The following is a 17,685-nucleotide window of genomic DNA, read 5'->3' as shown; positions in this document are numbered from 1 at the left end:
GAGGCTTTACTTGACCCTGACCTCGATCTCGACGGGGATGTTGCCGCGGGTGGCGTTGGAGTACGGGCACATCAGCTCGGCCTTCTCGGCGACCCGGTCCGCCGTCTCCTGGTCGATCCCGACCGCGGTCACGGTGAGCCGCACGCCGAGCCCGAAGCGGTTGAGCGCCACCGGGCCGATCCCGACGCGGGCCGTGACCTCCGACTCCGCCAGCTTGACCTTGAGCAGCTTTGCGGCGCCCTGGAACGCGGAGTTGAAGCACGCGGCGAAGCCCGACGCGAAGAGCTGCTCGGGGTTGGTCTTCTTGGGCTTGGTGATGGGGTTCGGGATCACCAGGTCGAGGTCCAGCAGGCCGTCGCTGGTCGCGACCCTTCCGTTGCGGCCGTCGCCCGTGGCGCGCGCCTCGGCGGTGTAGAAGGCCTTCGGGTGCTTGGGCGCGCCGCTGTGCTCGGCGCCCTCGCCCGGGGTGATGTCGACGTCGGTCGCGGTCTGGGTCTGCTCGCTCATGCTCTCTCCTGGAATCGCGGGTGGGGTTGTAGAGTTACTAGTACGTCTACTTGAGCGAGAACGCAAGTCGGGCAGGATGGATTCCCGACGCACCAGCCACGCGCCAGCCACGCAGGAAGCCACCCAGGAGAGGAGCCGCCATGACCGTCACCCACGACCACCCGCGGCCGGCCCGCGGCCCCGCGGTGCGCGACGCGATCGTCGACGCCGCCGCCGCACAGTTCGCCGAGCACGGCATCCGCGCCGTCAGCGCGGACCGGATCCTCGCCGAGGCCGGGTTCTCCAAGGTCACCTTCTACCGCCACTTCCCGACCAAGGACGATGTGGTGGTCGCCTACCTCAGCCGTGAGCTCGACCGCGTGCGGGCCGCGATCGGAACGGCAGCGGGGGAGGAGTGGGACCGCGACGCGCTCGCGGCGGCCCTCACCCAGGAGATGTGCCGCCCCCACTACCGCGGCTGCCCGTTCATCAACGCGGCCGCCGAGTACCCCGACCCCGACCACCCGGTGCGGCACGTGGTCGCGGACTTCCGGACGCTGATGCTCACGGCCATCTCGGCCTGGCTCGAGCGGCGCGGGGTGGATCGCCGGCACGAGATCGCGGAGCAGATCATGATGCTGCGCGACGGCGCGCTGGTCGCCGGTTACCTCGACCACGACGTCGACGGCGTCGCCCGCGCACTCGCGGACGCGATCGGCACGCTGGTGGGGGAGCCGGCGTGACGGCCGCGTGGGAGATCCGCGACTGGCGCATCCGTGTGGCGGACCTCTACTCCGAGGTCCGTGCCGAACCCGACCCCGAGGTGGCCCACCGCATCTGGGCACACGGGCGCGCCGCCCTGCTGCGCGAGCACCCGGCGACGCCCGTGCCCGGCCCGGCCCGCGCATCGTTCACCCCCGAGGTGGTGCCCTACCGTCCCGAGATGAGGTTCGTGGTGCCCGTCGCGCCGGCGGAGCCGGAGCGGCGCGAGGTGCCCACCGCCACGGACGGCGTGGTGCCGTTCGAGCGGGTCGGTCGCGTGGAGCTGTCCGGCGTCGGGTCGCTCGACGTGTGGTGGCTCGACAGCTACGGCGGCGGGATCTTCGTGCCGCTGCGCGACGCCTCCCCGCGCACCTACGGGGGTGGGAGGTACGTGCTCGACACCGTCAAGGGCGCGGACCTGGGCGGCACCAGTGACGCCCTCGTGGTGGACCTCAACTTCGCGTACCAGCCTTCGTGCGCGTACTCGTCGGACTGGGTGTGCCCGCTGCCCGGGCCCGGCAACACGCTCGACGCGGCCGTCGAGGCGGGCGAGCTCTACGTCCCGACGGCGTAGCTAGTCCTGCGGCTGGTCCGCCGCCGGATCGTCCGCGACGTCGCGCGCGCCGCCGCGGTGCGCGGCGGTGAGGCGCAGCAGCTCGATCACGGTCCGCGGGTGATATGCGGACAGGCGGTCCGCCACCAGGGTCATCTGGGCGCCCGAGCCCGTGTCGGTGAGCCGCATCACGATGTCGGTGAGGCGTCCCGTGACCGCGACCTCGAGGGCGTCCCGGCGGAAGGACCCCATGAGGTACGCCTGCTCCAGGTGGGCGCCGAAGAACCCGTGCGGCAGCCCGAGCACGTGCACCTGCGCGGGCGTGACCGCGAGGCACACGTGGGGCGGCAGCGCGGCGCGGTGGGCCGCGAGGTCCTCGCCCAGGTGGGCGCCCGCGGCGACGGTCTCGAGGTGGCCCGCCTCGTCCCGGGCCACGCGGCTGTCGGCCCTGCCGTTCCAGATCGGGTCGTCGAGCGCCGCCTGCGGCATGAACTCCGCGACGTCCGTGACGGACTCGTCGCCCGTGACCGCACGGGCAGCCGCCCTGAGACGTTCCTCCCGCGACATGGCGCCCTCCTCCGGGGCGCCCAGGCCACGTCGCCCTGGTGTTAACCGTACGCTTACCTGAACGGCCCGGCCACGGCGACGGCGCCGTGGAAGGATGGCGCCGTGATCGCCACCGACGCTTTCGTGCGGTCCGGCCGCGCGACCCCTCCCCGCACGCTCGTCGACATCCTCGACGCGACCGTCGCGGCCCACCCCGACAGCCCCGCGCTCGACGACGGCCGTGCCGTCCTCACCTACGCCGAGCTGGCCGAGGCGGTGCGCGCGGGCGCCGCCGGGCTCGCGCGCGCCGGGATCCGCCCGGGCGACCGCGTGGGCGTCCGCATCCCCTCCGGGACCAACGAGCTCTACACCGCGATCCTCGCCGTGCTCGCGGCCGGCGCCGCGTACGTCCCCGTGGACGTCGACGATCCGGACGAGCGCGCGCGCACCGTCTTCGAGGAGGCCGGCGTGCGGCTCATCCTCACCGAGAACGACCTCGAGTCCGCGCCCGCCCCGGCCACCGGCCAGGCGCGTCCCGCCGGGGACCACGACGCCTGGATCATCTTCACGTCGGGCTCCACCGGCACCCCCAAGGGGGTCGCGGTCACCCATCGCAACGCGGCCGCGTTCGTCGACGCCGAGGCCAGGCTGTTCCTCCAGGACGCGCCGCTCGGCCCCGGGGACCGCGTCCTCGCCGGGCTCTCGGTCGCGTTCGACGCCAGCTGCGAGGAGATGTGGCTCGCGTGGCGCCACGGCGCCTGCCTGGTGCCCGCACCGCGCGCGCTGGTCCGCACCGGCATGGACCTGGGCCCGTGGCTGGTCGCGCAGGGGATCACGGTGATCTCGACCGTGCCGACACTGGCCGGCCTGTGGGCCGCCGAGACCCTCGCGGGCGTGCGCATGCTGATCTTCGGCGGCGAGGCCTGCCCGCCCGAGCTCGCCGCGCGCCTCGCCACGGACGGACGTGAGGTGTGGAACACCTACGGCCCCACGGAGGCCACAGTGGTCGCGTGCGCCGCGATCCTCGACGGCAGCGACCCCGTGCGGATCGGGCTGCCGCTCGACGGCTGGGACCTCGCCGTCGTCGGGCCGGACGGCGAGCACGTGGCCGAGGGCGAGCAGGGCGAGCTCATCATCGGCGGCGTCGGGCTGGCCCGCTACCTCGACCCCGCCAAGGACGCCGAGAAGTACGCGGCCGCCCCCGCGCTGGGCTGGGACCGCGCGTACCGCACCGGCGACATCGTCCGCTACGAGACCGAGGGGCTCGTGTTCATCGGGCGCGCCGACGACCAGGTGAAGATCGGCGGCCGTCGCATCGAGCTGGGCGAGATCGACTCGGCGCTCGCCGCGCTGCCCGGCGTCGCATCGTCCGCCGCGGCCGTGCGCAGGAGCGCCGGCGGCGCGACCGTCCTGGTCGGCTACCTGGCCCCGCACCCCGGCGGCGAGATCGACGTCGCGGCCGCGCGCGGGATCCTCGCCGGGCAGCTGCCCGCCGCCCTTGTGCCGCTGCTCGCGATGGTCGAGGAGATCCCCACGCGCGGCTCGGGCAAGGCCGACCGCGACGCGCTACCGTGGCCGCTTCCCAGCGCCGGGGGCGGGGACGATGCGCCTGGCGGGCTCTCCCCGACGGAGGAGTGGGTCGCGCAGCGGTGGACGCAGGTGCTCGGCTCGAAGGTGGCGGGACCGGACGAGGACTTCTTCGCCGCAGGCGGAGGCAGCCTGCTCGCCGCCCAGCTGGTCGCCGCCTTCCGCGAGCGCTACCCGACCGTCACCGTCGCGGACGTCTACGACGCCCCTCGCCTGGGCGACCTCGCGGCGCGCCTCGACGAGCTCGAGCCCGCCGCCGCGCGCACCGACGACCAGGCCGAGCCCGTGCCGCTGCGCTCGCGCGCGATCCAGCTCGCGCTCCAGGTGCCGCTCGCGGCGCTCGTGGGTCTGCGCTGGCTCACGTGGCTGCTGCTCGCCGGCGCCGCCTCGGACGCCCTGGGCCTCGCGCCGTGGCTGCCCGCGCTCGACGGCGCGTGGGGGTGGGGCCTGCTCGGGTGGGCCGTGCTCATCAGCCCGTGGGGCCGCATGGCGACCACGGTCGCGGTCGCCCGCACGCTGCTGCGCGGCATCAGGCCGGGCCGCTACCCGCGCGGGGGCCGCGTGCATCTGCGCCTGTGGTTCGCGGAGAGCTGGGCCGACGCCGCCGGCGCGGGCAACCTCTCGTGCGCGCCGTGGAACGCCACCTTCGCGCGGGCGCTGGGCGCCAAGGTCAGCGGCAAGGTGGACCTGCAGACCATGCCGCCGCTCACCGGCCTCCTCACGCTCGGCACGGGCTGCGCGATCGAGCCCGAGGTGGACCTCGCGGGCCACTGGCTCGAGCGGGACACGCTCGTGGTGGGCCGCGTGCGCGTCGACAAGTGGGCGTCCGTGGGCACCCGCAGCACGCTCGGTCCCGGCAGCCGCGTGGGCGAGGGCGCGGAGGTCGCGCCCGGCTCGGTGGTCGCGGGCGACGTGCCGCCGGGCGAGCTGTGGGCCGGATCGCCCGCATCCTTCGAGGGTCCGGCGCGCGAGCGCTGGCCCAAGCGCAAGGCCGTCCGCGGGCGCCGCTGGGTGGGGGTCTACTGGATCAGCGCCTCCGCGATCGCCGCGCTCCGCCCCGTGACCATCGCCGCCGGGCTCGCGGTGACCCTCGCCGCGGTCCGCGACGCGACCTCCGAGGCCGCCGGGGCGTGGGGCGCGCTCGCCTGGTCGACGGTGGGTGCGCTAGTCGCGTACCTGTCCCTCATGGCGCTCATCTGGGTCGCGGTGCGGTTGTGCTCGATCGGGATCGTCGAGGGCTTCCACCCGGTGCGCTCGCGCCAGGGCTGGCAGGCGTGGGCCGTGACGCGCCTCATGGACGAGGCCCGCGCGCATCTGTTCCCGCTCTACGCGTCGACCCTCACGCCCGCGTGGCTGCGCTCGCTCGGCGCGGAGGTGGGCCGCGACGTCGAGGCCTCCACGGTGCTGATGATGCCCGCGCTCGCCACCATCGAGGACGGCGCGTTCCTCGCCGACGACACCCTGGTGGGCCCGTACGAACTGGGTCGCGGTTGGATGCGCGTGGACCGCGCCAAGGTGGGCAAGCGCGCGTTCCTGGGCAACTCCGGCATGATCGCCCCGGGCCGCGAGGTCCCCAAGCGCGGCCTGGTGGCCGTGCTCTCCGCGACGCCGCGCAAGGCCAAGAAGGGGCAGTCGTTCCTCGGGTCGCCGCCGCAGAAGCTGCGGCGCACGGAGACGGAGGCCGATGCGGCGGTCACCTTCGCGCCGCCGTTCCGCCTGCGGGCCGCGAGGGCCGCCATCGAGGCGCTGCGGCTGCTCGCCGTCATCGCCGCCTTCACGCTCGGCGTGGGCGTGGTGCTGGCGCTCCAGGAGGTGGGGGAGGCGGCGGGTGTCGCGGCGGCCGCGCTGGTCTCGCCGCTCGTGGTGATCGCCGCCGGCGTGGCGGCGGCGTTGCTCGCGGTGGCCGCCAAGTGGGTCCTGGTGGGCCGGTTCCGCGCGGACGAGCATCCGCTGTGGAGCTCCTTCGTGTGGCGGGCCGAGCTGGCCGACGCGTTCGTCGAGGTGCTCGCGGTGCCCTGGCTGGTCCCCGGCTCCGCCGGTTCTCCCGCGCTCCCGGCGTGGCTGCGTGCCATGGGTGCCCGCATCGGCGAGGGTGCCTGGGTGGAGACCTACTGGCTGCCCGAGTCCGACCTGGTGACCATCGGCACGGGGGCCTCGGTGGGGCGCGGCTGCGTGCTCCAGACCCACCTGTTCCACGACCGCATCATGAGCACCGACACCGTCGAGATCGGCGCCGGCGCGTCGATCGGGCCGCACGGCGTGGTGCTGCCCGCCGCGAGCCTCGGATCCGGGTCGAGCGTGGGCGCCGGCTCGCTGGTGCTGCGGGGCGACGCGATCCCCGCGGGCACCCGGTGGACGGGCAACCCCGTGGAGCCGGTGGGCGCATGAGCGTGATCCCCGGACGCGAGCCCGATCTGGACCCTTACCTGCGGGGACGGCCCGACCCGGGCTTCGCCGTTCGGCTGTACGACCTCGAGCTCGACTACAGGGTGGCGCGCAACCGCCTCGACGCCCGCGCGACGCTCACGCTGCTGCCCGAGCGTGACCTCGACCGCATCCAGCTGCGCCTCGAGGGGCTGCGCGTCTCGCAGGTCGCGATCGCGGGGCAGCGCGGCGCCAAGTGGGTCCAGCGCGCGGGCGCCCTGGTGATCCGGCCTCGCGGCACGCTGCCCGCTGGCGCGCACGTCGACGTCGAGATCCGCTACGCGGGCAACCCGCGCCCCCACCGGGGCACGTGGGGCGAGGTGGGCTGGGAGGAGCTCGAGGACGGCGTGATCGTCGCCGGCCAGCCCGACGGCGCCCCGTCGTGGTTCCCGTGCCACGATTCCCCGGCGGACAAGACGCCGTACCGCATCGCCGTCACGGCGGAGGCGCCGTACACGGTGGTGTGCAACGGCGTGCTGACCGCGCGCAGCGAGCGCTCGGGACGCTCCACCTGGGTGTACGAGCAGCGCGAGCCCATGGCGGCGTACCTCGCCACGGTGCAGGTGGGCCGCTATGAGCGGCGCGAGGTCGCGGACGCGCCCGTGCCCATGACCGTGTACGCGCCGCCCCGCCTCCGCGGCGCCGTCGCGCACGACCTCGAGCGTCAGCCGCGCATGATGGAGACGTTCCAGCGGTTGTTCGGCCCGTACCCGTTCACCGAGTACTCCGTGGTGGTCACGCACGACGACCTGGAGATCCCGCTCGAGGCCCAGGGACTCGCGACCTTCGGCGCCAACCACATGGACGGCGAGCGGGGGAGCGAGCGCCTGGTCGCTCACGAGCTCGCCCACCAGTGGTTCGGCAACGCGCTCACCGTGGGCCGCTGGCGTGACATCTGGCTGCACGAGGGCTTCGCCTGCTACGCCGAGTGGCTGTGGTCGGACGCGTCGGGCGGCCCGTCCGCCGACGCCCTCGCGCGCGCGGCGCATGCCCGGCTCGCGGACCTGCCGCAGGACCTGGTGATCGGGGATCCCGGGCCCGACCTCATGTTCGACGACCGCCTCTACAAGCGCGGGGCGCTCACCCTCCACGCCCTCCGGCTCACGCTCGGCGACGAGGTGTTCTTCGACGGCATCCGCGCGTGGGTCGCCGCGCACCGGTACGGCACCGTCGAGACCGAGGACCTGCTGGCCTCCCTCGAGGACCACGCGGTCGCGGACGTCAGGTCGCTCGTCTCGGCGTGGCTGGATGAGCCTGGGCTGCCGCCGCTGCCGCCGCTGCCGCCGCCGCCTCCGTCGCGTCCCTGAGCTCCACCCGCGCGCCCGAGGAACCGCGGACCGCCACCGCCGCGACCCAGGCCGCGCCGAGCCCGACGTCCGCGAGGAACCACGGACCCGCCGGGCCCGCAGCCACGTGGCACGCCTCGAGCCGCACCGTGCGCGGGTCCGTCGCCAGGCCCGTGCCGGCGGCCTTGAGCACCGCCTCCTTGCGGACCCACGTGCGCAACAGCCCGTCCCGCCCCGGGTCGGGCGACTCGCCGGGCGCCAGCGCCACATCCGCGAGCCCGGCCGCGAGGACGGTGCCCGACGCCTCGACATCGACGCCCACCCCGGCGACGCCGCGCGCGGCAGCCGCGACCACCAGTCCGTCCGTGCGCGACAGCGACACCGCCACGTCGAGGACGGGGGAGCGCACCACCGGCGCGCCGTGGTCGACGGAACCGCAGCGCGGGCAGCGCCTCCCGAGCACCACCGACGAGCCGACCACCCGGGCGGCCCGCCCCACGCACAGCCGCGCGACCGTGTCCGACGCGACCCGCGCATCGTCCCCCTGCGACACGGACGCCCACGCGAGGTGCACGGTCACGGTCATGGGGACCAGTGTGCCGGGCCTGCCTGGGAAAGCGGAACGGCCCCGGGGATCCCCGGGGCCGTGCGTGATGGTGGGCGATACTGGGATCGAACCAGTGACCTCTTCCGTGTCAGGGAAGCGCGCTACCGCTGCGCCAATCGCCCGTCTCTCCAGACGGAGAGACCGCCGGCTCCCTCGAGGGGAGACCGGCGGTCCTTGGAGCGGACGACGGGACTCGAACCCGCGACCCTCACCTTGGCAAGGTGATGCTCTACCAACTGAGCCACGTCCGCGTTGCCGGGGCAGAAGCCTCGGACTTCATGAGGATCCCGAAGGAACCTCGTGGTGGGCGATACTGGGATCGAACCAGTGACCTCTTCCGTGTCAGGGAAGCGCGCTACCGCTGCGCCAATCGCCCGAGGTGGAGATGGGATTCGAACCCACGTATACGGCTTTGCAGGCCGCTGCCTCGCCTCTCGGCCACTCCACCGTAGTGCCGTAGCCTAGGGCTACGACGCTCCGAGCGGACGACGGGACTCGAACCCGCGACCCTCACCTTGGCAAGGTGATGCTCTACCAACTGAGCCACGTCCGCATGTCTGGGCTGTTGCCCTGACGAGAGATAGACCTTAGCGGATTTCCGGCCGCGAAACCAAATCGGCCCTTGGTCCCGCGTGTCGCCCCGTTCAGCGCCGCACGGCTCCCGTCCACCGGCGCCACTACCGTGGTGGCCATGACGTGGCAGGAGGACCCGCGACGCGCCGGGAGCGCGGCTTTCCGGGGCGTACGCGCGTCGCGACCGGTCGAGTGCGTGGACCTGGTGCGCGACGGCGCCCGCGTCGCCGAGGGCGGCTTCTGGGTGGTGGTCGCGACCTTCGAGGGCGCGCTGCGGGCGTGGCGCATGGCGGACGCCCAGCGGGACGATGCGGGGGCCGGGTTCGCGCGCGAGGAGCCGCCGGGACGGGCGTGGGAGGGCCCGTCGCCGGACGCGTGGAGCACGTCGCTGGATCGCGACGCCTACATGGCCGGGGTGGAGGCGATCCGCGCGGACATCGGCGAGGGCGACGTCTACCAGGTCAACCTCTGCCGCATGCTCGAGGCGCCCCTGCCCGCGCCTGAGCCGGGGCCGGACGCGGTGGCCCTCGCGCATCGTCTCGCGACGGGCAACCCGGCTCGCTTCGCGTCGCGGATCGTGATCCCACGCACCGACGCGTGGCCCGGGGTGTGGGTGGTCTCCGCGTCCCCGGAGCTGTACCTGCGTCTCGACGGGGACCGCGTGGCCTCGAGCCCCATCAAGGGCACCGCGGCGCCGGGGGAGGCGATGCTGCCCAAGGACGAGGCGGAGAACGTGATGATCACGGACCTCATCCGCAACGACGTCTCGCACGTGGCCGCGCCCGGGTCCGTCGCGGTGCCCGAGCTGCTGGGGCTGCACGAGCTGCCTGGGCTCGTGCACCTGCAGTCCACGGTCGAGGCGCGGCTGGCGCCCGCCTACGACTGGACGCCGGAGCTGTGGCTGGCGCTGCTCGACGGGACGTTCCCGCCCGGCTCCGTGTCGGGCGCGCCCAAGTCCTCGGCGCTGCGGATCATCGAGCGCGAGGAGCCCACGCCGCGAGGCGCGTACTGCGGCGGGATCGGGTGGATCGACGCGGACTCGCGCACCGCCGAGCTGGCGGTCGGTATCCGCACCTTCGAGTGGGTCCCGGACCAGGGGGGACGGCTCAGGTTCGGTACCGGGGCGGGTATTACGTGGGGGTCTGACCCTTATGGGGAGTGGGAGGAGACCGAGCTCAAGGCGCGTCGGTTGATCGCCCTGGCATCGGGCGCCACAATGACGCCATGACAACGCTGGTGTGGGCTGGGGGGCTCCTGCGTGCCGAGGACGAGCCGATCGTCCGGGCCGGGGACCATGGGTGGACCGTCGGTGATGGCGTGTTCGAGACCATCGAGGTGGTGGACGGGCGCGCGTTCGCGCTGCGGCGCCACCTGCGGCGCCTGGCGTACTCCGCGGCGCGCATGGGCATGCCGGAGATCGACCAGGAGACCGTCCGCGAGGCCGTGGGCGAGGTGCTGGGCGCCGCGACCGGGCTTACGCGGCTGCGGATCACCGTGTCCTCCGGGCTAGGGCCGATGTCCTCCGCGCGGGGCGGCGGGCCGCACACCATCGTGGTGACCGCCAACGACGCGCCGCCGCTCACCGAGTGCCGCGCCGTGCGCGTGCCGTGGCGACGCAACGAGCGCTCGCCGCTCGCCGGCGTCAAGAGCACGTCGTACGCGGAGAACGCCGTGATGATGGACTTCGCGCGCTCCCGCGGGGCGGACGAGGCGCTCCTCGCCAACACCCACGGCCACCTGTGCGAGGGCACCGCGAGCAACGTGCTCATCGAGCGCGGCGGCGAGATCGTCACCCCGCCGCTCGCGTCGGGCTGCCTGCCGGGCATCATCCGCGGGCTCGCGCTCGAATGGGGCGCGGAGGCGGGCATCCCGATCCGTGCCGCCGCCGCCGGCGAGCTCGAGATGAGCGTGCTCGACGAGGTGGTGCGCGGCGAGGCGTTCGCCGCGGTGACCTCCTCGACGCGCCGCGTGCAGCCGCTCGCGACGCTCGACGGGACGGCGGTCGAGACGGGCCCCCTGCTCGCGGAGCTGCGGCGCGTGTTCGAGTCCTGCGCCGCGCTGGACCTGGATCCGGCGCCCCGCCGCGCCTGACGGATCCCGGCGGGCATCAACGCGCCTGATGAGAATTCTCTCATCCACGTCTCCCCGACGTCTCACCGCGTCGCACCAGGCTCGGCGAGAGGCGGCCATCGTGGTCGCCCGAGGGGAGCGTCATGGCGCGGCAGTCGAGGTGGATCGTGACCGGGGCGCTCGGCATCGTCGGCGTCGGTGCCGGGGTCGCGCTGGCGGCTTCGGGTGCGTCCGAGGCCTCCTCGCCCGGCGTGGTGATGCAGGTGTCGGGTGACGCCGTGAGCACCGCCGTCCAGCCCGCCTCGGGGCCGGTCGCGGTCACCCCGATCACCGCCATCTCCGCCGCCTCGCATCTGTCCCCGCCGAGCGCGGCCACGCCACCCGCGGTGGTGTCCGCCCCGACGCCGAGCGCACCCACGCCTGCCGCGCCGGCGCGCACCACGGCGCCCGCGAGCGCCGTCTCCGCGCCGTCCGCCGCGTCGCCCGTGGCACCTGCGGCGCCCGCCGCCCCGCAGGGGAGCGCGGCAAGCGCCGCCTCGGCGCCGTCCGCCGCGTCGGGCGACTGAACCTCAGGCTCCCGACGCGGGTCCGCGGTCGGTGAGGCGGTAGCCCACCCCGCGCACGGTCTCGATGCGCTCCGCGCCCAGCTTGCCGCGGAGGTACCGGACGTACACGTCGACCACGTTGGAGCCGGGGTCGAAGTCGTAGCCCCACACTCGCGACAGCAGCTGCTCCCGGCTCAGCGCCTGACCGGGGTTGCGGAGGAACGTCTCCGCCAGCGCGAACTCCCGCGCGGAGAGCTCCACCTCGCGTCCGCCCACGGTGGCCCTGCGCGTGCGCAGGTCGAGCGAGAGCGAGCCGTGGGACACCGCGGTGGATTCGCCCTGCGGCTCGGCGCGCAGCCTCAGCCGGATGCGGGCGAGGAGCTCGTCGAAGCCGAAAGGCTTGCCCATGTAGTCGTCGGCGCCGCCCTCGAGGCCCGCGACCGTCGCGTCGAGCGAGCGGCGCGCCGTGAGGATGATCACCGGCACGGTCACCCCCGACGCGCGCATGCGTGCGAGCAGGTCCAGCCCGTCCGCATCAGGCAGGCCCAGGTCCAGCACGATCAGGTCGGGGTCGCCCGTGATCGCCGTGTCGAAGCCCTCCGCCGCCGTGGCGGCGCGGGTGGTGGCGAACCCCGCGGCCTTGAGCCCCTTGGCCACGAACGTCGCGATGCGGTCCTCGTCCTCGATCACCAGGATGTGGGTCACGGTGCTGCCTCCTCGGGCGCGTCTGTGGGGGCCGGGGCGTGGTGCCCGGCGGGGAGCTCGATGGTGAAGCGGGAGCCGGTGGCGTGCGGGGCGTCGCAGCGGGCCTCGCCGCCGTGCGCCCGCGCGATGGCGCTGACGATCGCGAGGCCCAGGCCCGAGCCGGGCGCGGAGCGGTCGCCCGCGCGGACGAACCGCTCGAAGATGCGCTCCCGGTCCTCGGGCGGTACGCCGATGCCCTCGTCCTCGACCCAGACCGCGGCGGCGCCGTGCGCGACGCGGCTGCCGATCGCGATCGCGCTGCCCGGCGCCGAGTACTTCACCGCGTTCGCGGCGAGCTGGAGCCAGGCCTGGGTCATGCGGTGCCGGTCGGCGTCCACGGTCGCCTCGGCCCGCGCGTCGATGCGCCAGCGGCGGTCGCCCAGCGCCACCGCCTTGTCGAACACCTCGTCCGTGAGCGTGCCGAGGTCGAGCGGCTCGAGCCGCACGAAGTCGGGGCGGTCCGCCGTCGCGAGCGTGGTGAGGTCGTCGATGACGCGGTTCATGCGGTCGACCTCGTCGAGAGCGAGGGCGCGCACCTCGCGCGCCTCCTCGCCGTCGTCGGGGTCCATGAGCTCCAGGTGGCCTCGCACCACGGTGAGGGGGGTCCTCAGCTCGTGGCTGACGTCGTCGATGAGGCGGCGCTGCGCGGCGAAAGACTCGTCGAGGCGCTCGAGCATCTCGTTCACCGATCGGGTCATGTCCGCGAGGTCGTCGTTGCCGACCACGGGGATGCGCTCCGACAGGTCCTCGCGGCCGATCCGCCGCGCGGAGGCGGCGAGCACCCGCACCGGCCGCAGCAGCCTGCCGGCGACGATCCATCCGACCACCGCGACCACCGCCAGGGAGGCGATCGCGACCAGGGCGTAGGTGCGGAACACCTCGCGGAAGGCGGCCCGTTCGGCCTCGAGGTCGTAGGCGAGGACCAGGGCCGCGACGTCGTCGCCGGGAGGGAACGCGTCGTCCGGTTCCTCGGTGAGGCTCCCGTCCGTGGCCGTGCGCACGGGCACCACGGCGACGCGGTATGTCGTGGCGGGAGTGCTCAGCGTGGTGAAGGTGGCGCGCGAGTCGGTGACCAGCGGCGCGAGCGCGTCGACCAGGTCCTGGTCCTCCTCGAGCGCGACCGGCGCTCCGCGTGACGTGTAGGAGACCTCGCTCCCCACCACGCCGAGCACGCCCTCGTTGCGCGCCGGGATGATGCGCTCCATCGCGGTCCGCACCAGGTCCTGCGGCGAGGTGAACGGCTCGCCCGTCTCGGGGTCGACGCCCACGGAGGCCAGCACCCGGAACTCCTCGGCGGACGCGCGCAGGTCCTCGTCGATGCGGATCTCGACGCCGGCCTCCTGGAGGCGCATCGCGGTCAGGCCGGCGCTGCCGAGCGCGAGGGCGCTGAGCCCGACCACCGCGGCGAGGATCCAGGTGCGCACCGACAGGCCGCGGCGCGCGGCGACGGCATCGTCGCTGGCAGGGCCGGGGTCGGAGGTCACTCCGTCAGTCTTCCATCGCGTGCGCGCCGCACGGGGGCCTGCGCCATGAGAGTTCTCTCATCGACGGCGTCTCACGAGACGCGGCGTCCGAGTGGTCATCCGACCCCTCCCGGAGGCGCTACTATGGTGTCCGCTCGAGGGGCGATTGGCGCAGGGGTAGCGCGCTTCCTTCACACGGAAGAGGTCACTGGTTCGATCCCAGTATCGCCCACCAACGGGATCCCCCGGTCGGAGACGACCGGGGGATTTCTGCGTTCCGGGGCGGCGTGATGGGATGGCGCCATGACCCTCGGCAGGGAGCAGGAGCTCGCGCAGGCCATGCGCGACCAGGCGGGCGAGATCCTCGACGGCGTGATGAGCGCGTCCGGCGCGCGGCTCGAGCGCTGGGCGGTGGACGCGGTTCACGCGCGCCCCGGCGCGGAGGTGAGCGTCGCGTACGACGTCCAGGCGTCGGGGGAGCGCCTCTACCTGGTGGCGACCACCGCGCGGATCGACGATGCGGTGCGCGCCCGGATCGGCGCCGTCACCGCCGCGTCGGGTGCGGGCACTCTCACGCTGTGGCGCCATCCGGCGGACCCGCGGCTGCCGGGCCTCGCGACTTCGTGCGTGCCGGCGCTGCTGGGCGAGCGCATGGCTGCCGCGCTCGGCCGGCCCGTCGAGGTCGGCGATCTCGAGATGCTGGTGCTCAGGCCCATGCGGCGCGCGGTGCTGCGCGCCCGCGTCACGGGTTCCGCGCACGACGAACCGTCGCCCTGGTACGTCAAGGTGGTGCGCCCGTCGCGCGTCGGGGCGCTGCTGGCGAGGCACCGCTCCTTCCCGCTCGCGCCGGAGGCGTGGGACCTGGGCGACGGGATCGTGCTCATCGCCGCCGCGGACGGGATGCCGATGACCGAGCACCTCTACCGTCCCACCGCGCCCGCCGGTCGCACCCCTCTGGCGCCGCATGCGCTGGTCGAGGTCCTCGACGCGCTTCCCGAAGCCGCCCTGACGTTCGAGCGCCGCGCGACGCCGACGGAGCAGGCGGCCCGCTACGGTCGCGGCGCCGTCGCCGCGGGCCTCGACCGGCGCCGCGTCGAGGCGCTCGTCGCGCGCATCGAGAATGGCACGGCGGACCAGCCGGGCCCGCTGGTGCCCACCCACGGGGACTTCCATGCGGCGAACCTCTTCGTGACCGCGGAGGCGGTGCCGGAGGTGACGGCGCTCATCGACGTCGACACGCTGGGCCCCGGCTACCGGGTCGACGACCTCGCGTGCATGCTCGCGCACCTCGCCACGCTGCCGGACTTCGGCGCCGACGAGTACGCCGACGTGCCGGCATGGGCGGCGCGGGTGCGCGAGCGCTTCGCGCACGATGTGCCCGCGGAGGAGCTGGGGCTCCGGACCGCCGCGGTGCTGCTGTCGCTCGCCGCGGGGATCGAGGACCCCCGGCTCGCGGAGAGCTGGCTCGCGCGCGCCGAGCGGGAGGCCGGTATCCCCACCGCCGCATGAGACCACTCTCACCGTGCTCTCCCAGGAGGCTCATGCGCCGTCGCGAGCCTTGAGGCATCGAGGACGGCCACCGGGGCGGTCCCGAGAGCGGGAGGAGCACATCATGTCCATCGGTCGCAGGGGTGCGTGGATCATCGCCGGGTCGCTCGGCGTCATCGGGCTGGGCGTGGGAAGCGCCACTGCCCTCGGCGGGGACGACGGGCCCCGCACGGTGCCTACCGAGGGCACCATCACCGAGCAGCCGCGCACCGCGCAGTCGAGCATCGTGCCGCTGCCGCTGAGCACGGCGTCGGTCCCGTCGGTGGTGTCCGTGAGGTCTCCGGTGTCGGTGAAGAGCGTGGCGTCCCCGGTGTCGGCCAAGTCGCCCGTGTCGGCGAAGTCGCCCGTCTCCGTGAAGTCTCCGGTGTCGGTGAAGAGCGTGGCGTCCCCGGTCTCCGCGAAGTCTCCGGTGTCGCCGGTGTCGCCGCGCAGCGTGGCCTCACCGGTCTCGCCCGTCTCGGCCAAGTCGCCGGTGTCGGTGCAGTCGCCCGCCTCGCCGCGGTCGGCGGCCTCGGGCGGATCGGCGCCGAGCGCCGCGTCGTCGTGAGCCGGTTCGCGACTCGCGAGGCCGCCCGGGACGACCGGGCGGCCTCGCCGTCTCTCGGCGCGCACGTGCCCGCGGTCAGGCGTGCGCGAGGAGCGAGGCGAACGCCGCCTCGGCCGTGTCAGCCATGCGCTCCCCGGCCTCGGCGAGCTCGTCCGCCCACAGCAGGCACACGTTCAGCGCGCCCGCATATGACACCGCCGCCACCCCCACCCGCACGGTGCCCGCGAGCACGGGTAGCGCCCACACCCTCTCCACGGGGGCGCCGCAGAGAAGCCGGGATTCGGCGGGCCCGCGCACGTTGGTCGAGAGCAGGCCGATCACGCGCTGCCGCGCCACGTACCGGCGCATGAGGCGCGCGCCCGCGGGCGTGCGCACGAACCAAGGGAGCGGCCGGCCGCGCGCGTCGGCGGCACGGACCCGGGTCATGGGCGCGAGCATCCGGGCGCGGCGCGCGGGTCCCACATCCGCCAGCGGGATGCGGGCCGTGAAGGCGGCGACCTGGTTGGTGCGCCCGTCGCCTGCGGGCAGGAGCACCGGCACCGAGGCGGGCAGCACTGCGGGCACCGCCGCGCCCAGCGCGGCGAAGGCCGCCCGCGCGCCCTCGCCGACCGAGGCCAGCACCACGTCGTTGATGCTCACGCCGAGCGCGTGCGCGGCGCGGGAGGCCGCCGCCAGCTCCAGCTCGATCACCCGGAGCCGCCGTCCCGGCCCGCTCCGGCCCACGAAGGCCGTGCGGCGCATCGGCCGCACGAGCGTGGCGAGCTGGCGCCACGCGGGCCCTCGCCGGCGACGCGCCGGGCTCGGGGCGGGACGGGGCGCGCCGCCTTTGCCGGGACGCGGGTCGAACAGCCCGTCGAGCAGGCGCGCGGCGGCCCGGCCGTCCGCGATCGCGTGATGGATGCGGACACCCACGCGATGCCGTCGGGGTTGGCGCCCGGAACGACGAGCAGCTCCCACAGCGGCTTGTCGCGGGGCAGCGGTGTCGACGCCAGCGTGCCGCACAGCGCGTCGAGCCCGGCCATGCCGTCGACCCGGTCGACCACCCGCACGTGGTCCTCGATGCGCAGCGCGGCGTCGACCAGCCGGTAGCCGCCCTCCGTGCCCGCCACCGTGCGGCGCAGGCGAGGCTCCCGCGCCGACCGCTGGTCGATGGTCGCGCGCAGCGAGTCGAGGTCCACCCGATCGGGGCCCGCCACCGCGCCGCCGACGCCCGCGAGCCCCACGACGGTGAGGACGTACACCCCGACGCCCTCGAGCATGAGGTTGACCTGGTCCGACGGCGAGAGCGCGTCAGGATCGCCCATGCCGCCAGCCTACGAGCCGCGATGCCCGTGGCGCGGTGCCACAGTGGGGGGATGAGGCTGTTCCTCGGCGTGATGACGCCGGACGCGGTGGACGACGCGCTCGACGCGGTCCTCGACGCCGCGGTGCAGTTCCGGGCGCGCGAGGCGGGCGCCGACCGCTGGACGCCGCGCTCCGAGCGTCACGTCACCGTGCGCTTCCTCGGCGAGACGCAGGACCGCGCCGCCGTCGAGCGTGGCGCCGCACTCGCGGCGGCCCGCTCCCGTGCTCCGCGGCTGCTCATCGGGCCTCACGCGGTCGCGCTGACCGCGCGGGTGGTCGCGCTGCCCGTCGACGGCGCGCAGCACCTCGCGGACGCCGTCGACGAGTCTCTCGCCGAGGAGGGCCTGCCCGCGCGCGACCGGCCGTTCACCGGGCACCTCACCATCGCCCGCTCCCGGCACCGTCTCCACGGCGCCGCCGCGCACGAGGCCCTCGCGCACGGACCACTCGCCGTCCCGTGGCAGCCGGACGCGCTCCACGTCATCGCGAGCGATCCGGACTCCGCCGCGCGCTACCGGGTGCTGTCGACCCACCCGTTCGCGGCGTAGGCGACGTCCCGCGCGGGGCCTTGCCCGCATCGTGCCTCATCGCTACCGTCCC

Annotated in this window: 17 protein-coding genes and 6 tRNA genes; 10 read left to right on the top strand and 13 right to left on the bottom strand. The window is 74.8% G+C overall.

Features of this window, described 5'->3' with window-relative positions:
- Positions 1 to 6: 6 nt before the first annotated feature.
- Positions 7 to 507: an organic hydroperoxide resistance protein gene (locus AOM05_RS06930; protein ID WP_082097339.1), complete on the bottom strand. Its 501-nt coding sequence runs from the start codon at positions 505 to 507 to the stop codon at positions 7 to 9.
- Between the two features lie 140 nt (positions 508 to 647).
- Here AOM05_RS06930 and AOM05_RS06925 point away from each other — a divergent pair, with 140 nt between their 5' ends.
- Together AOM05_RS06925 and AOM05_RS06920 are read left to right on the top strand one after the other, a co-directional pair.
- Positions 648 to 1,229, top strand: a complete 582-nt coding sequence (locus tag AOM05_RS06925) for a TetR/AcrR family transcriptional regulator (protein ID WP_062520629.1) — start codon at positions 648 to 650, stop codon at positions 1,227 to 1,229.
- The gene (locus tag AOM05_RS06920) at positions 1,226 to 1,822 is read left to right on the top strand and encodes a DUF1684 domain-containing protein (protein WP_062520628.1); all 597 of its coding nucleotides are present in this window, start codon (positions 1,226 to 1,228) and stop codon (positions 1,820 to 1,822) included. Before AOM05_RS06925 ends, AOM05_RS06920 begins: the two co-directional genes overlap by 4 nt.
- Here the strand turns inward: AOM05_RS06920 and AOM05_RS06915 are convergent, their stop codons facing one another.
- Complete coding sequence (locus AOM05_RS06915) at positions 1,823 to 2,368, bottom strand: hypothetical protein (RefSeq protein ID WP_062520627.1); 546 nt, start codon at positions 2,366 to 2,368, stop codon at positions 1,823 to 1,825.
- A gap of 102 nt (positions 2,369 to 2,470) precedes the next feature.
- On the opposite strand from AOM05_RS06915, the gene AOM05_RS06910 reads away from it, so the two are divergent.
- Together AOM05_RS06910 and AOM05_RS06905 are read left to right on the top strand one after the other, a co-directional pair.
- Positions 2,471 to 6,322: a Pls/PosA family non-ribosomal peptide synthetase gene (locus AOM05_RS06910; RefSeq protein WP_062520626.1), complete on the top strand. Its 3,852-nt coding sequence runs from the start codon at positions 2,471 to 2,473 to the stop codon at positions 6,320 to 6,322.
- Positions 6,319 to 7,665 carry a M1 family metallopeptidase gene (locus tag AOM05_RS06905; RefSeq protein WP_062520625.1) on the top strand — a complete coding sequence of 449 codons (1,347 nt, stop codon included), beginning with the start codon at positions 6,319 to 6,321 and terminating at the stop codon, positions 7,663 to 7,665. Before AOM05_RS06910 ends, AOM05_RS06905 begins: the two co-directional genes overlap by 4 nt.
- On the opposite strand, the gene AOM05_RS06900 is transcribed toward AOM05_RS06905, so the two are convergent.
- The 6 genes from AOM05_RS06900 to AOM05_RS06875 form a co-directional block, all read right to left on the bottom strand.
- On the bottom strand, positions 7,580 to 8,230 hold the full coding sequence (locus tag AOM05_RS06900) for a 4'-phosphopantetheinyl transferase superfamily protein (RefSeq protein ID WP_062520624.1): 651 nt from the start codon (positions 8,228 to 8,230) through the stop codon (positions 7,580 to 7,582). The two genes, AOM05_RS06905 and AOM05_RS06900, sit on opposite strands and share 86 nt — an antisense overlap.
- Positions 8,231 to 8,298: 68 nt before the next feature.
- Positions 8,299 to 8,373: transfer RNA gene (locus AOM05_RS06895), tRNA-Val, on the bottom strand.
- 53 nt (positions 8,374 to 8,426) lie between these two features.
- Positions 8,427 to 8,502: transfer RNA gene (locus AOM05_RS06890), tRNA-Gly, on the bottom strand.
- A 50-nt stretch (positions 8,503 to 8,552) separates the two neighbouring features.
- Positions 8,553 to 8,627 (bottom strand) — tRNA-Val (locus AOM05_RS06885).
- A gap of 1 nt (position 8,628) precedes the next feature.
- Positions 8,629 to 8,699 (bottom strand) — tRNA-Cys (locus tag AOM05_RS06880).
- 32 nt (positions 8,700 to 8,731) lie between these two features.
- Positions 8,732 to 8,804: transfer RNA gene (locus AOM05_RS06875), tRNA-Gly, on the bottom strand.
- Positions 8,805 to 8,942: 138 nt separating this feature from the next.
- Here AOM05_RS06875 and AOM05_RS06870 point away from each other — a divergent pair.
- The 3 genes from AOM05_RS06870 (at position 8,943) to AOM05_RS06860 (ending at position 11,460) form a co-directional block, all read left to right on the top strand.
- Entirely contained in the window at positions 8,943 to 10,052 is a 1,110-nt protein-coding gene (locus AOM05_RS06870; protein ID WP_062520623.1) for a chorismate-binding protein, read from the top strand.
- Entirely contained in the window at positions 10,049 to 10,915 is an 867-nt protein-coding gene (locus AOM05_RS06865; protein WP_062520622.1) for an aminotransferase class IV, read from the top strand. The genes AOM05_RS06870 and AOM05_RS06865 overlap by 4 nt, the downstream gene beginning before the upstream one ends.
- A gap of 122 nt (positions 10,916 to 11,037) precedes the next feature.
- Complete coding sequence (locus AOM05_RS06860; protein WP_062520621.1) at positions 11,038 to 11,460, top strand: hypothetical protein; 423 nt, start codon at positions 11,038 to 11,040, stop codon at positions 11,458 to 11,460.
- Between the two features lie 3 nt (positions 11,461 to 11,463).
- On the opposite strand, the gene AOM05_RS06855 is transcribed toward AOM05_RS06860, so the two are convergent.
- Complete coding sequence (locus AOM05_RS06855) at positions 11,464 to 12,144, bottom strand: response regulator transcription factor (RefSeq protein ID WP_062520619.1); 681 nt, start codon at positions 12,142 to 12,144, stop codon at positions 11,464 to 11,466.
- The gene (locus AOM05_RS06850; RefSeq protein WP_156165082.1) at positions 12,141 to 13,667 is read right to left on the bottom strand and encodes a sensor histidine kinase; all 1,527 of its coding nucleotides are present in this window, start codon (positions 13,665 to 13,667) and stop codon (positions 12,141 to 12,143) included. The genes AOM05_RS06855 and AOM05_RS06850 overlap by 4 nt, the downstream gene beginning before the upstream one ends.
- A gap of 139 nt (positions 13,668 to 13,806) precedes the next feature.
- Between AOM05_RS06850 and AOM05_RS06845 the strand changes: the two genes are divergently transcribed.
- Both AOM05_RS06845 and AOM05_RS06840 read left to right on the top strand, forming a co-directional pair.
- Positions 13,807 to 13,881 (top strand) — tRNA-Val (locus tag AOM05_RS06845).
- A gap of 68 nt (positions 13,882 to 13,949) precedes the next feature.
- Positions 13,950 to 15,155: a phosphotransferase gene (locus AOM05_RS06840; RefSeq protein ID WP_062520617.1), complete on the top strand. Its 1,206-nt coding sequence runs from the start codon at positions 13,950 to 13,952 to the stop codon at positions 15,153 to 15,155.
- Between the two features lie 30 nt (positions 15,156 to 15,185).
- Here AOM05_RS06840 and AOM05_RS06835 read toward each other — a convergent pair whose 3' ends face one another.
- The 3 genes from AOM05_RS06835 to AOM05_RS06825 are packed head-to-tail and all read right to left on the bottom strand — an operon-like array spanning position 15,186 to position 17,045.
- Entirely contained in the window at positions 15,186 to 15,806 is a 621-nt protein-coding gene (locus AOM05_RS06835) for a hypothetical protein (RefSeq protein WP_062520616.1), read from the bottom strand.
- A 10-nt stretch (positions 15,807 to 15,816) separates the two neighbouring features.
- Positions 15,817 to 16,431: a WS/DGAT domain-containing protein gene (locus AOM05_RS06830; RefSeq protein WP_169746730.1), complete on the bottom strand. Its 615-nt coding sequence runs from the start codon at positions 16,429 to 16,431 to the stop codon at positions 15,817 to 15,819.
- Positions 16,428 to 17,045: a wax ester/triacylglycerol synthase domain-containing protein gene (locus tag AOM05_RS06825; RefSeq protein WP_062520610.1), complete on the bottom strand. Its 618-nt coding sequence runs from the start codon at positions 17,043 to 17,045 to the stop codon at positions 16,428 to 16,430. Before AOM05_RS06825 ends, AOM05_RS06830 begins: the two co-directional genes overlap by 4 nt.
- Before the next feature lie 51 nt (positions 17,046 to 17,096).
- Between AOM05_RS06825 and AOM05_RS06820 the strand changes: the two genes are divergently transcribed.
- Positions 17,097 to 17,633, top strand: a complete 537-nt coding sequence (locus AOM05_RS06820) for a 2'-5' RNA ligase family protein (protein WP_062520608.1) — start codon at positions 17,097 to 17,099, stop codon at positions 17,631 to 17,633.
- The last annotated feature ends 52 nt before the right edge of the window (positions 17,634 to 17,685 follow it).

The sequence above is a fragment of the Demequina silvatica genome, from assembly GCF_000971215.1.
Classification (GTDB): domain Bacteria; phylum Actinomycetota; class Actinomycetes; order Actinomycetales; family Demequinaceae; genus Demequina; species Demequina silvatica.
Note: the sequence above shows the minus strand (reverse complement) of the source record. Positions and strands in the feature narration are given on the sequence as shown.